12 protein-coding genes, 1 other RNA gene and 1 pseudogene are annotated in these 12,740 nt (G+C 49.3%); 1 reads left to right on the top strand and 13 read right to left on the bottom strand.

The window, feature by feature from the left end:
- Positions 1-20: 20 nt before the first annotated feature.
- From LJ046_RS10700 to LJ046_RS04910, 3 genes and pseudogenes are all read right to left on the bottom strand, one after another.
- A pseudogene (locus LJ046_RS10700) lies at positions 21-627 on the bottom strand (ABC transporter substrate-binding protein); the annotation flags it as partial.
- A 343-nt stretch (positions 628-970) separates the two neighbouring features.
- A complete protein-coding gene (locus LJ046_RS04915) occupies positions 971-2,311 on the bottom strand; it encodes a glucose-6-phosphate isomerase (protein WP_002880048.1) in 1,341 nt (446 codons plus the stop codon).
- A gap of 76 nt (positions 2,312-2,387) precedes the next feature.
- Positions 2,388-3,014 (bottom strand): VanZ family protein, encoded by a 627-nt coding sequence (locus LJ046_RS04910; RefSeq protein ID WP_002880047.1) that lies wholly within the window; start codon positions 3,012-3,014, stop codon positions 2,388-2,390.
- Positions 3,015-3,162: 148 nt separating this feature from the next.
- On the opposite strand from LJ046_RS04910, the gene LJ046_RS04905 reads away from it, so the two are divergent.
- On the top strand, positions 3,163-5,385 hold the full coding sequence (locus tag LJ046_RS04905) for an LTA synthase family protein (RefSeq protein ID WP_002880045.1): 2,223 nt from the start codon (positions 3,163-3,165) through the stop codon (positions 5,383-5,385).
- 47 nt (positions 5,386-5,432) lie between these two features.
- Here the strand turns inward: LJ046_RS04905 and LJ046_RS04900 are convergent, their stop codons facing one another.
- From LJ046_RS04900 to comGC, 10 genes are all read right to left on the bottom strand, one after another.
- Positions 5,433-6,998, bottom strand: a complete 1,566-nt coding sequence (locus LJ046_RS04900; protein WP_002880044.1) for a sensor histidine kinase — start codon at positions 6,996-6,998, stop codon at positions 5,433-5,435.
- Positions 6,995-7,720: a response regulator transcription factor gene (locus tag LJ046_RS04895; protein WP_002880043.1), complete on the bottom strand. Its 726-nt coding sequence runs from the start codon at positions 7,718-7,720 to the stop codon at positions 6,995-6,997. The genes LJ046_RS04900 and LJ046_RS04895 overlap by 4 nt, the downstream gene beginning before the upstream one ends.
- A gap of 178 nt (positions 7,721-7,898) precedes the next feature.
- Positions 7,899-8,054, bottom strand: coding sequence for a hypothetical protein (locus LJ046_RS10170; RefSeq protein WP_002880042.1), 156 nt, complete (start codon positions 8,052-8,054; stop codon positions 7,899-7,901).
- 295 nt (positions 8,055-8,349) lie between these two features.
- Positions 8,350-8,711: a transfer-messenger RNA gene (gene ssrA, locus LJ046_RS04890) on the bottom strand.
- A gap of 66 nt (positions 8,712-8,777) precedes the next feature.
- Positions 8,778-9,965, bottom strand: coding sequence for an acetate/propionate family kinase (locus LJ046_RS04885; RefSeq protein WP_002880041.1), 1,188 nt, complete (start codon positions 9,963-9,965; stop codon positions 8,778-8,780).
- A 33-nt stretch (positions 9,966-9,998) separates the two neighbouring features.
- Positions 9,999-10,997 (bottom strand): class I SAM-dependent methyltransferase, encoded by a 999-nt coding sequence (locus LJ046_RS04880; protein ID WP_002880040.1) that lies wholly within the window; start codon positions 10,995-10,997, stop codon positions 9,999-10,001.
- Between the two features lie 141 nt (positions 10,998-11,138).
- Positions 11,139-11,756: a type IV pilus modification PilV family protein gene (locus LJ046_RS04875; RefSeq protein ID WP_002880038.1), complete on the bottom strand. Its 618-nt coding sequence runs from the start codon at positions 11,754-11,756 to the stop codon at positions 11,139-11,141.
- Positions 11,725-11,991, bottom strand: coding sequence for a type IV pilus modification PilV family protein (locus LJ046_RS04870; RefSeq protein ID WP_002880037.1), 267 nt, complete (start codon positions 11,989-11,991; stop codon positions 11,725-11,727). The genes LJ046_RS04875 and LJ046_RS04870 overlap by 32 nt, the downstream gene beginning before the upstream one ends.
- Positions 11,981-12,418, bottom strand: coding sequence for a pilus assembly FimT family protein (locus LJ046_RS04865; protein ID WP_002880036.1), 438 nt, complete (start codon positions 12,416-12,418; stop codon positions 11,981-11,983). Before LJ046_RS04865 ends, LJ046_RS04870 begins: the two co-directional genes overlap by 11 nt.
- Positions 12,415-12,738, bottom strand: a complete 324-nt coding sequence (gene comGC, locus LJ046_RS04860; RefSeq protein WP_002880035.1) for a competence type IV pilus major pilin ComGC — start codon at positions 12,736-12,738, stop codon at positions 12,415-12,417. The genes LJ046_RS04865 and comGC overlap by 4 nt, the downstream gene beginning before the upstream one ends.
- Positions 12,739-12,740 lie beyond the last annotated feature (2 nt).

The following is a 12,740-nucleotide window of genomic DNA, read 5'->3' as shown; positions in this document are numbered from 1 at the left end:
CCTAAAATCCGGATCAGGTTCTCCCGGTTGATGGCCAGGGAGATGGCCTTGCGGATGTTGCTGTTGGCCAGGTTCGGGCTCTTTTCATTAAGTTCCAGGTAGTAGGTCCCCCATTGGAGAGGCTGTAGTAGTTCTTCTTGCCCTTGAACTGCTTAATTGGAGTCCAGGCCCAGGGCATCTATTTTGTTTGACTGGTAGAGGTTGTAGGCGATAGTCGCCGTCTTGTTGACCGTGAAGCTGATCTGGTCAAGCTTGACGCTCTGCTTGTCCCCGTATTTCTTGACGTCTTTTTCCTCCTGCGGGAAAAAAACTGGGAAGGCCATGAGGTCCTTAAAATAGGCCATCCGCTTCTCTAAAGTGACGACCAGCTTATACTTGCCCTCGGCCTTGATTTCCAGGCTGGAAACCGGCTTTTTGCCGTTTTAGATGGCATCGGCGTTCTTGATCCCGAAAAAAAGATACGAGTACTCGGCCTCAGTCTTGGGATTGACGGTCCGCCGCCAGGAGTAGACAAAGTCTTGAGCAGTTACGGGCGTGCCATCATTCCACTTGGACTTGCACAAGTTGAAAGTATAAGTCAGCCCGTCCTTGCTGTTTCTGTAGAGCCCTTCCATTTGAATTGATCATCTGGCTGAAGCTGACCACGTCCGTGGCCTTGGACGGGTCCATCGTGGTGATTTCCCCGCCAACTGACCAGTTCAAATCCTGCTCATTTTGACTGCTATCCTGCTTGCTGCAAGCTGTTAACGTTAAAGCAGCTAAAGCAAGTCCGGTCAAGGCAATTTTTCTTGATGACATCTTCCTTTACCCCCTCTTACTAAAGCGGTAACATAAGCAATACTCTTTTTGCTCCCCCTAATTTGCAGCACTTAATGTATTTTTTATCATCTTTGGCCCAAAAAATATAAAATTGAACAAAAAAAGAACAAGATCCGCGGATCTTGTTCTTCTTAGTTTCATTTACAAAAGATTACAGGCGGCTTGCCAGTTCGTCGTGCAAGTCTTCGTAGCCCGGCTTGTTCAAAAGGCCGAACATGTTGCGCTTGTAAGCTTCAACCCCTGGCTGGTTGAATGGGTTGATCCCGTTCAAGTAGCCGGAGATAGCAACTGATAGTTCGAACCAGTAGATCAAGTAGCCCAAAGTGTGTTCGCTTTGGTCAGCGATATTGACAGTCATAACTGGAACCCCGCCGTCAGTGTGGGCCAAAACAACGCCTTCGTAAGCCCGGTCGTTGACATAGTTCATGTTCTTGCCGGCCAGGAAGTTCAGTTGGTCAAGGTTGCTTTCGTCGTTTGGAATTTCTACGTCAGCCCGTGGGCTAGCAACGCGGACAACAGTTTCCATCAAGTTCCGGCGACCTTCTTGGATGTATTGGCCAAGTGAGTGCAGGTCAGTGGTGAAGTTAGCACTTGACGGGTAGATGCCCTTTTGGTCCTTGCCTTCTGATTCACCCATCAATTGCTTCCACCATTCACCAAACATTCTGATGCTTGGTTCGTAGTTTTCCAAAAGTTCAGTGGTGTAGCCCTTGCGGTAAAGGATGTTTCTCAAGGCAGCGTATTGGTAAGGTGAGTCCTTGCTTACGTCAGGGTCAGTGTAAGCAGCCCGGGCGTCAGCGGCACCTTGCATCAAGGCGTCGATGTCGCAGCCGGCAGCAGCGATTGGCAAAAGGCCAACAGCTGACAACACGCTGAAACGGCCGCCGACGTCATCTGGAACTACAAATTCTTCGTAGCCTTCAGCGTCAGCTTCGGTCTTCAAGGCACCCTTTTGGCGGTCAGTGGTTGCGTAAATACGCTTGGCTGCTTCTTCCTTGCCGTACTTTTCAATCAACTTGGCCTTCAAAACCCGGAAGGCAACTGAAGGTTCAGTGGTGGTACCGGACTTGGAGATGATGTTCAAGGAGAAGTCCTTGTCGCCCAGCCAGTTGATCAAGTCTGACAAGTAAGTGCCTGACAGACTGTTACCGCAGAAGACAACCTTAGGATAATCGCTCTTTTCAGCCATGTAGAATGATGAGTTCAAGAATTCAATGGCTGCTTGGGCACCCAAGTATGAGCCGCCGATCCCGATCCCGATCAAAACGTCAGAGTCGCTTTGGATCTTCTTGGCAGCCTTCTTGATGCGGGCGAATTCGTCCTTGTCATAGTCAACTGGCAGGTCCAGCCAGCCGCGGAAGTCGTTGCCGGCACCAGTGCCTTCGCGCAATTCCTTGTCAGCGGCGTTAACCATTGCTTGCATTTCCTTCAGTTCGTTTTCGTGAACAAAAGGAGTCAATTTACTACTGTCAAAACTTACTACACTATTCATTGATTTATGCTTCCTCACTAGAAAATGTTAAATAAATCATTCACAAGATAATAATATCATTGTTGCCCTTTCATTGCTAGTCTTTATTGGGATTTTTTACACAAATTTGACCTAGCAAAAAGTAGAGCCCGTAGCCCAGCAAGACCCCGCAGGCATTGAAGAAGACGTCGTCAATGTCGCTGACCCCTGTCATGAGCAAAAACTGCAGGATCTCGATCGTCACCGATGACAAGACCCCCAGGAAAAAGACCCGGCCAAAGCAACGCTTGACTTGCAGCAGATTGGGCAGCAGGGCCCCGAAGGGCATGAAGGCTAAGATATTGCCCATAGAGTTATAGTAAAAGTCGACCTTGCTCTGGGCATAGACTAATTTCCAGGTATTCTTCATGAAGACCAGATTGATATTGCTGAGCGGCCGCGTCCAATGGAAATTCAGTTCCCAAGGGAAGTAGGATGACCTGAAGGTCGTTAGCATCAGCACCAGGAGAAAGTAAAAGGCGAAGAGCCAGAGGCCGAATTCTGACCAGAGCCCGCGTCTTTTACGGACAGCCAAAAGCCAGATGACCCGGACCAGGGCGAAGAGCAGGAAGTAAAAAATTGTCTTGTCCAGGCCCTGCAAGGTTAACTTGATCAAGGCAAAGTGATTGATCCGGGTGGCGTACTGGCTGGCTAAATAATTGTATAAAGGTGCTAAAAACAACATGCTCGCTGGGTCCAATCTACTAAGGTCTGTTTACATTATACAAGCTTTTTTGGGGGAAGAATTTTAAGAAAGCAATAACTCTGGGGAAATATTTGTCTATTTTTGCCACAACCTTTAAAATTAAGACAGTAATAAAAGGAGAAAGACATTGAAACACAGCAAATTTCTCGGCAAATTTCAAAGCCGGACTGGCTTTTTGGCCCTCCTGGTGATCTGCTACTGGCTGAAATACCTCTTTGTCGCCTACTGCGACTTCAATCTAGGCCTGGCCAATCCCCTCCAGCACATCATCATGTGGTTCAGCCCCCTGGGCATGAGCATCATTTTGATCAGCCTGGGCTTTTACTTTTCCAAGCCTCTGGCCTCCTACATTGCCATGCTGGCCCTCGATTTCGCCAACACGGCGCTTTTATTTGCCAACGTCCTTTACTACCGGCAGTTCACCGACTTCATTACCGTCAAGACCATGGCCAACCTCAGCAAGGTTTCCCAGGGTCTGGGCAAGTCCAGCGCGGCCCTTTTAGCGCCTAGCGACATTTTTATCTGGCTGGATCTGATCGTCATCGTCATCCTGCTGGCGGTAAAAGTAATCAAGATCGACCAGCGGTCATACGGCTTTTCCAGGACTTTTGCCATTACGTCCTTCGGCTTCTTCGTTTTGGGCCTCAACATGATGGTGGCTGAATGCAACCGGCCCCGCCTGCTCAAGAACACTTTTGACCGGACTTACGTGGTCAAGTACCTGGGCATTGACACCTTCACGGTTTATGACGCTATTAAGAACGAATCCAGCTCGACCGTAACCAAGAATGCTTCGACCAGTGAATTGAACAAGATCATCAACTTTACCCAGCAGAATTACGCCCCGGCTAATTCCGAATACTTTGGGGCGGAAAAAGGGAAAAACGTGATCATCATCCACCTGGAGAGCTTCCAGCAGTTTTTGATCGGGATGAAGGTCAACGGCAAGGAGGTTACTCCCTTCCTTAATTCCTTCTACAAAAACAAGCACACCCTGTCTTACAGCAACTTCTACCACCAGGTTGGCCTAGGCAGAACCAGTGATGCGGAAAATATGCTGGAAACCAGCACCTACGGGATCTCTGACGGGTCACTCTTCACTTCATTAGGCTCCAGCAACACCTTCCAGGCTGCCCCGCAAATCTTGCGGGCAAACAGCAACTACACCTCTGCCGTCTTCCACGGCAATGTCGGCAGCTTCTGGAACCGGAATGACGTTTACAAGAATATGGGCTACAACTACTTCTTTGACAAGAACTACTTCAGTCAGGAAAGCGGGGACAGCTCCGGCTACGGGCTTAAGGACAAGCTCCTTTTTGCCGAAAGCGTCAAGTACCTGGAAAGAATGCAGCAGCCCTTCTATGCCAAGTTCATCACAGTCACCAACCACACGCCTTTTGAACTGGCCACGGCTGACCAGGATCCAAACTTCAAGACCAGCTCAACCAGTGACGTGACGATTAATAATTACTTTTTGACCGCCCACTACCTGGACCAGGCCTTGAAGGAATTTTTCACTTACTTGAAAAAATCCGGTCTCTATGAGAAGTCGATGATCGTCATTTACGGGGACCACTACGGCTTGAGCAATGAAGAGTACACCACCCTGGCGCCTCTGATCGGCAAGGACCCGAATGACTGGTCCAGCTACAACACCGCCCAGATGCAAAAGGTACCTTTCATGATCCACGCTTCCAATTTAAAGGGCGGGATCAAGTCAACCCTGGCTGGTGAAATCGACGTCCTGCCGACCATCCTCCACCTGCTGGGCATCTCCAGCAAGCAATATGTCCAGTTCGGCACGGACATGCTGTCAGCTAAGCACAAGCAAATTGTCGTCTTCAGAAATGGGACGGTAATCAGTTCAAAATACGTCTTGATCGGGGGCAAGACCAGCAAGGGCAATGTCTATGACGCCAGCGGCAAACTTTTGACCAAGCTGACCAAAAAGCAAAAAGCCGAAGTCAAGAAGCTGGCTGCTTATGGCAAAAACTCCCTGGCCTACTCAGACACCCTCAACAATAAGAACCTGCTCCGCTATTACACGCCAAAGGGCTTCATCCCGGTCATCCCGAGCGATTACAACTACAGCACCAACTACCAGCAGATGATGGATCTGATTGAGCAGTTAGGCAAGCAGTCAACCGCCCTCATCAGCCAAAAGGGCGACACCAGCAAGCTTTACAAGACCGATGCCAGCCAGCTGGCCAAGCGGCAAAGCGAGATCACCCAGATCCCGGAAAGCGTCCTGTCCTCATCCAGCTCCATGAATGAGAGCATGACTTCAAGTTCATCCAGCTCTAATGCAAGTTCCAGCTCAAGTAAAGCCAGCAGCAAGAAAACTAAATAGAAGAAGCAAAAAGCTTACCGGCAGCAGCCGGTAAGCTTTTTTAGTCGCTATTCTTTATCTTTGGACTCTTTCTTGTCCTTCTTGTCATAGTGCTTCTCATGCCCCTGGTCAAAGAGGGTGATCATGAAGGTTGAGCCTTCATGCGGCTTGGAAATAACCTTGATTTCCCCGCCGTGCTGGCGGACCAAAGAGAGGACAATCGACAAGCCCAGGCCGGATTCACCGGTACCGCCGTAGCGGGCCCGGGCCGGGTCAGCCTTGTAGAAGCGTTCGAAGATATACTTGCTCTGCTCCTGGGTCATCCCGATCCCGGTATCCTGGACGCTGAAGGTCGCCCCATGCTGAAAGCGCCGGCCCCTGAGCGTAATCGTCCCATTATTGGTAAACTGGATGGCGTTCTGAGTCAAGTTGACCAGCATCTGCTTGAAGCGGTCCTGGTCAGCATAAACTGGCAAATCTTCCGGAGCGTCAAGGATAATCTTGTCCCCGTTCTTAGCCGCGTTCTGGGTCAGCTGCTGCTGAACGTCGTTCATGATCGTCCGGGCATTGAACTGGGACTTCATCATCTGGATCTTCCCGCTTCTGATCTTTTCGTAGTCCAGGTTTTCGTTGACCAGGCGGATCAAGCGCTTGGTTTCCCGGCTCATGAGGTCAATGGACTCTGGAATTGATTCTTCTGGGATGGCATCATACTTCATCCCTTCCAAAAGGCCATTAATCGTCGTTAGAGGCGTCCGCATTTCGTGGGCCACATCTTGCATGAACTGGTCCCGCCGCTCTTCCTGGGCCTTCACTTCTTCATTTGAGGCCTTCAGAGACCGGACCATTTCATTGAAGTTTTCGGCCAGGTCGTCGATTTCATCGGCATGGCGGTGGTCAACCTGGACGTCCAGGTCACCGTCAGCAACCTTGCGGGCAGCCAGGGAGAGCTTCTTAATCCGGCCAGTTTGGTAGTAGGCCAGAATAAAGCTCAAGATCAAGCTGACCGCGAAGGTGATCACCAGGGCTCTGGCTAGGTTTGCCTTGGCCTGACTCACGGTCTGCAGGACATCCTTGACCCGGGAACCGATCATGATGGCCCCGACGACCTTCTTATTTGACCCGGATCCTTGGACCTGGGGAACCACGACCCAGGTATAGCTTTCAGCGGCAAAAAGGCGGTTGCTCCGCTTTCTTAAGCCATAGTGCTTTACCCGGCCCCGGACTTTCGGGGCAAGGTCCTGCTGCTCGCTGCTGTGGTCGTCCTTGATCCGGACCACCTTCCCCTTTTTCAGCATCGATTTGGCTGACTTCTTCAAGATGTCGTAGCCGCCAAGGGGATAAGTCGTCTTAAAGTTCTTGTCCATCAAAAACAGTTTAAGATTTTCATCCCGCATGACGAAGGAAAACTTCTGCAGGAAATCCGCGGAAAAAACCGGCGGTGAATTCTTGCTCTGCGTCTTTTTAGAATACAGCTGCAGGGTTGAAAGATTCTCGGCATAACTTTCCAAGCGCGTATAGTTGCTTTGATATGCCTGTTCCTTCTGGTAGTTGATCGTTGAAAAGCCAATGATCATGACCGAGGTTAAAATGACTATCAAAAAACTCAGAATATGCTGATAAATCAGTTTCATGCGTTAACCTGTGAATCGTCAAACTTGTAGCCCACGCCCCAGACGGTTTGAATAATCTGCGGGCCGGACTTTTCCAGCTTCTGGCGCAGCTTCTTGATGTGAGCGTCAACAGTTCTTTCTTCACCGAAGTATTCATAGCCCCAGACAAGTTCCAGGAGCTGTTCCCGGGAGAAGACCTGCTTTGGCTTCTGGGCCATGGTGTAGAGCAGGTCGAATTCCTTTGGCGTCAAGCCTTCAACCCGGTTTTCGTCAAAGTAGACTTCCCGCCGGCTCTTGGAGATCCGGATGTGGTTGGTTTCCAAGTCGAAGTCGTTGCTTGGGATGTTCTTCGGCAGGTCTCTTGGCTGCCCTTCCAGCATTACCCGCCGGTGCAGGGCCTTGATTCTGGCGATCAAGGCGATCGGGCTGAATGGCTTGGTTACGTAGTCATCAGCCCCGACACCCAGGCCGAGAACCTGGTCAGATTCGCTGTCGCGGGCCGTCACCATAATAATCGGCACAGTCTCAGAAATCCGGCGGATTTCCTTGGCCACTTGAATCCCGTCCTTCTTTGGCAGGTTCAAGTCCAAAGTGATGATGTCAAAGTCCCGCGGGTGAGTTTGGAAAATTTCGACTGCTTCTTCACCGTCGTAGGCGGAAACTTGTTCCCAGCCTTCCTTCTTGAAGAACAATTCCATCATTTGTGAAACTGACTTATCATCTTCTACCATTAAGATCTTCATGTTTTAACCCCTTACCGAAAAATTGTGCAATCCGCACTATATTATAATCGTAGCAAAAAAGCATCAAAAGCCGCCAATCATTCTGTGAAAAAAACTTGAAACTTAACTCACAAGTTTGGGGCTAATTGACTAAATTATATAGTTTTTTACTTAATTTCTACAAGAAAAAAGTTTGCTTTTAATCATCGCCGCTAGTCAAGAATTTGTAAACCGCCCAGGCAAAAAGTGCTGTTGGCAGCAGGCCTGGGGAAAGGTCGACCTTGAGCTTGGTCCTGCTCTTGTCATTGACTTTTTGGCAGCTATAAGCTCCTAGCAAAAATTCTTTGAGTTTCATAGTTGACCTCCCGCACTAAAAAGCGTACTTACAGTCAAAACAATAGCTTCTATTCTTTTAATTATACTCTTGATTCCTTTGCGATTTATTGCATTTGTTATTTTATTCCAGTGGCCATCTTTGGAAAATCATTTTCATTTCTCCCCCTTTAGTTACACCTTATAAACACTTATCTCTTATACTATACCGCTCTTTCCAGCTTATCGTTGCATATATTGGAGAATTCTTTCATTTTGGAAGATAAAAATTCCACAAAAAAAGACGCGTGCATCAATCACACGCGCCTTCTTTAGACAGATGGAGATGAGGGGAATTGAACCCCTGTCCAAACGCATCCCGTCACTGGTCTCTACGATCATAGTCATATTATTTAAACTTCACCGAGGCAAAACGCCATATGACAGGGCCAAACAGCCACGGCTAACCTGTTAGTCTCTTCTCGCTTATTCAGGTGTGATAAGCAAGCGTATCCCGTAAGGTTGATACCGCAAGACCGCCACGGGCAGGCAGTCTATTGGCAGCTGGGCTGAACTAAGCAGCTACAGCGTATGAGTTTTCGTTTGCAGTTAATTTAAACTGTTTAACGTTTTAACGTAGACGTAACCTACGAATCGCAACCAGCGCGGGTCTGCGCCTGTCGAATCCCAAAACATCCCCAAAATAGAGAACATGATCATTTTAGCAAAAAATGACCATATCCTCAAATATTCTGCTTAAAAACTTTTACTTAAGCTTGGCCAAACGGACAACGTCACGTTCGATCATCAATTCTTCGTCAGTTGGAATAATCAAACCAGCCAGCTTGGAATCTTCCTTGGTGATGAAGCCTTCATTAGCAGCCTTGTTAGCTGCGTCGTCAAAGTCAACGCCCATGAAGGACAGTGACTTCATGACCCCTTCACGAACTTCATCATCGTGTTCGCCGATCCCGGCAGTGAAGACAACCGCGTCTGCCCCGCCCATTTCAGCAATGTAAGAGCCAACGTAGCGGACTACCCGGTTGATGAAGACAGCATCAGCCAGCTTGGCGCGCTTGTCATCACTGTTTCTGATGTCCCGCATGTCGCTGGAGATACCGGAGAGGCCCAAAAGGCCTGACTTGTGGTTCAAAATGTCGATCATTTCATTGAAGTCAGTGATGCCTTCCTTCTTCATGATGTACTGCAGAACCGACGGGTCAACGTCACCTGACCGGGTCCCCATGGTTACCCCAGCCAAAGGTGAGAAGCCCATGGAAGTGTCGTAGCACTTGCCATCCTTAACCGCAGTAACTGAAGCGCCTGAACCCAGGTGGCAGACAACCAGCTTAAGGTCCTTGAGGTCCTTGCCCAGCAATTCAGCCGCCTTGCCGGAAACGTAGCGGACAGAGGTGCCGTGGGCGCCGTACTTGCGGGCCTTGTACTTCTCGTAATATTCGTATGGCAAGGAGTAGATGTAGTGTACTTCATCCATTGACTGGTGGAAGGAAGTGTCAAAGACGCCGACTTGCGGCACGTCCGGCAGGATCTTCATGAAGGCTTGAATGCCGTGGCCTTCTGCCGGGTTGTGCAGAGGAGCGTAGTTAGTCAAGTCAAAAACCTTGTGGATGTTCTCCTTGTCGATGATTGCTGAGTCTGGGAACAATTCCCCGCCGTTCACGATCCGGTGGCCAACGCCGACAATTTCCTTGACGTCTGCAATAACGCCATATTCTTTCAGCCAGTCAAGCAGGGTTTGCACGGCTACTTCCTGGTTTGGCAAGTCAACTTCGGCTTCATGCTTGGTCCCATCAGCCAACTTCATTGAAAAGGTTGAACCATCGATACCTATACGGTCGCCCAGCCCGGAAGCCAAGACACTCTCATCAGCTAATGAGAACATCTTATACTTAAATGAAGATGAACCAGAGTTGATTGCTAAAATCTTATCCATTATTAAAAAACCCCTTTTACTCACTTCACAAACTTAATTATCTTTTTTAGTATACCACTCGTTCAGTTTAATATTAAGGGCTACCAAAGATTCTTCCTTCTTCAGATTTTCAAGCTTTGTGAGCAAAACTTCCTTCGGCGGCTTGCTTTGGCCGTGGTTTTGGAAGATAAGGATACTTTTTTGACTTATCTTGCTTTGGAATAAGCTGCTTGGCAATTGCACGATCGCCTGCAGGTAGACCTTGCTGGCCAGCCAGGGCATAAAGTCAGCCCCAACCGTACCAGTCAGCATGTTCTGCGGGACCAAAAGAAAGGCAAAGCCGTCTTCAGCCAGGTTCTTGACGATCTGCTCAACGAAGAGGACGTGCGCGTAGGCGTGCCCCTCCTTGGTCCGGAGGTCAAAGTTCTTGGCATTGTCGTCGTTAGCGTAAAAGCCGATCGGCAGGTCGCTGACCACTACGTCTGGCTTGACAGGCCAGCCGGTCAGGGCATCCTGGCAGTAGAAGTCGGCCTTTAACCCCGCCAAGTGGGCGGCCACGTCGGCCAAGTTGAGCATTTCTTCATCATTATCCAGGCCAACCAGGTCAAAGCGGTCTTCTGAATGATTCTGGGCAGCCAGCTGCTGGTCAACAGAAAAGAGCAGGTTGCCGCTGCCCACTGCCGGGTCCAGCAGGACTTGCTTTCTCTTAGGCAGGAGCTTGTCCATAAATAGGGTCAAGACCGTGGCTAAAAGCGGCGGAGTCGGCATCTGGTTGGCATCCCGGCCGTCATCGTTGACGGCCTTAAGGACCAGGAGGCCATAGACCTGTTCTTTCTGGGCCTTGGACCAGTTCTTGTAGTCTAAAGCCGCGTAGCGTTCTTCAAGCTCAGCCACCGTCTTTTGGTCCGGGGCTCCCATTTCCACGCGGATTTCCCCGCTTTCCAGGTTGTCAAAAGTTTCCACCAAGGCATCAGCCAGGGGCACGTTCAAGGCTTCTTGCAGGCATTCGACTGCTTCCAGAGTCTGCCCAAACAGTTCTTCAATTCTATTCATGACTTAGTCCACCCTTCTTTGCAATACATACCAATTCTAATGATTTACAAGGAAGGGTGCAAGAAATTTCACCCGCCCCAGAGATAATTTGCCAGCAGCTGGTTGATCTTAATAACATGCTGATAAGCATCCAGGTAACTGTCAATCAGCAGAATTGTCGTTGCTAGCAGCAGCACGCTGGTCAGCAGGGCGCTCCCCCTTTGTTGGTTTAGCCTGGTCTGTTTTCTGATCTTCAGTCTTTTTCTCAGCCTCCTTTTCTTTTTCCGGTGCCTTGTCGACTTTAAAATATAAAATTGACCTTTTCCCCTTTTCATTGATATGGACCTCCATCAAGCCATCCCTGGCCGCGAACGTTGCTCCCCAGATTGGCAGCAAGGTCATGTTGCCGCCGTCTGGTCCGGATCTTCTGACCCGAAGATTATTTCCGCCATTGTCCATTTCCAGAACGTAGCCAGCTTTGTCTATCTTTTCTTCCCCCTTCTTGTCTTCCTTTTTCTCTTCTTTGATAAACATGATCTTCAAAGGATTGGAATTCTCCAGATCAATATAGGTCCGCTGGCTGTCCTTTTTCAAAAACTTGGCGAACTGGACATAAGAGAAGACCAGTTCATTAGGATCGTGCCGGTCCTTTTCAAAGAGGGTAAAAAACTTAAGGCTAGAGGACAAAAGAGACAGGCAAATCACCGTCACCAAGAGGGCGACCATGGTCTCCAGCAAGCTGAAAGCCTTACTTCTGGCAAATCTTCTGCTGGGTTTCATCATACAGGTCTCCTTTGCCGGTCAAGACATACTCATGGTCCCTGACCTTGACCCGCTTGACCGGGCACTCCTTCAGCATCCGGTAGGCCATGGCCTGGTTGGCCCGCTGGCTTGACTCTTGCTCTAGTTTCTTTAGCCCGCTGAGGCAGGTCACCATGGCGGTTAGCGCAATACAGACGATGGCCAAAGCGACTACCGCCTCCAGGGCCAAAAAGCCTTCCTGTTTACTTTTCATTGATCTTCCCCCACGACAGCAAAAAGGTATATGCTTTCTCATACTCTTTTTTCCCCTGATCATTTTTTATGATTCTCAGCGTGAAGGCCTGGCTAGTGGTTCCGTCGCTGCTGATTGTCCAGCCTGATGTATTGTTAAAGTTGGTATAAACCGTAACTCCATCTGGAATCTTGAGGCTCTCATGCCGGCCGTCTTGAATGACTTCCAGCTTGCCCTGGCTGCTTTGGTTGTAGATCACGACTCTTTTTCCCGTAATGGCGGCACTTCTGATTTTCTCTTGAAAGAGTCCCGCCGCCTGCCGGCAGAAGCGGTCAAAATTGATCTTGTCCTCAAAGCCTTGAAAGCTCATCTCCCCGATACCCAGCAGCATCCCCGCGATAGCCAAGGTTATCACCGTCTCCAACAGGCTGAAGGCCTTCTGCCTCATTCTCCGCCCTTGGCGAAGTCACCGATTGCCAGCTTCTTATCCTCAGCCTGCTTCTCCTGCTTTTGCGTCAAGTAGTGGGCATCCACCATTTCCTGGAAAGAGGCCGGCTTCTTGCCCGTATTTTCTTCATATAGCTCCACCTGGGTCTGAATGGTCGTGGTAAAAGCATCGTTAGTCCGCTTATCGGCATGGTCCTTTTGGGCCAGCAAATTTGGCGAGATCAAAAGAACCAAAGTCGCGATAATTGCCACCACGATCACCATTTCAATTAAAGTAAAAGCCCGCTGGCGCTTTGGCCAAAACCGTCTTAAATGCTTCATTT

It is taken from the genome of Lactobacillus delbrueckii subsp. jakobsenii ZN7a-9 = DSM 26046, assembly GCF_001888925.1.
GTDB classification, from domain to species: Bacteria; Bacillota; Bacilli; order Lactobacillales; family Lactobacillaceae; genus Lactobacillus; species Lactobacillus delbrueckii.
This window is presented reverse-complemented; position numbering and strand designations above follow the sequence as displayed.

Bases quoted from the DNA above. Each gene is read 5' to 3' on its own strand.
- LJ046_RS04915 (WP_002880048.1), bottom strand. From the start codon at position 2,311: ATGAATAGTGTAGTAAGTTTTGACAGTAGTAAATTGACTCCTTTTGTT.
- LJ046_RS04910 (WP_002880047.1), bottom strand. From the start codon at position 3,014: ATGTTGTTTTTAGCACCTTTATACAATTATTTAGCCAGCCAGTACGCC.
- LJ046_RS04900 (WP_002880044.1), bottom strand. From the start codon at position 6,998: ATGAAACTGATTTATCAGCATATTCTGAGTTTTTTGATAGTCATTTTA.
- LJ046_RS04895 (WP_002880043.1), bottom strand. From the start codon at position 7,720: ATGAAGATCTTAATGGTAGAAGATGATAAGTCAGTTTCACAAATGATG.
- LJ046_RS10170 (WP_002880042.1), bottom strand. From the start codon at position 8,054: ATGAAACTCAAAGAATTTTTGCTAGGAGCTTATAGCTGCCAAAAAGTC.
- LJ046_RS04885 (WP_002880041.1), bottom strand. From the start codon at position 9,965: ATGGATAAGATTTTAGCAATCAACTCTGGTTCATCTTCATTTAAGTAT.
- LJ046_RS04880 (WP_002880040.1), bottom strand. From the start codon at position 10,997: ATGAATAGAATTGAAGAACTGTTTGGGCAGACTCTGGAAGCAGTCGAA.
- LJ046_RS04875 (WP_002880038.1), bottom strand. From the start codon at position 11,756: ATGAAACCCAGCAGAAGATTTGCCAGAAGTAAGGCTTTCAGCTTGCTG.
- LJ046_RS04870 (WP_002880037.1), bottom strand. From the start codon at position 11,991: ATGAAAAGTAAACAGGAAGGCTTTTTGGCCCTGGAGGCGGTAGTCGCT.
- LJ046_RS04865 (WP_002880036.1), bottom strand. From the start codon at position 12,418: ATGAGGCAGAAGGCCTTCAGCCTGTTGGAGACGGTGATAACCTTGGCT.
- comGC (WP_002880035.1), bottom strand. From the start codon at position 12,738: ATGAAGCATTTAAGACGGTTTTGGCCAAAGCGCCAGCGGGCTTTTACT.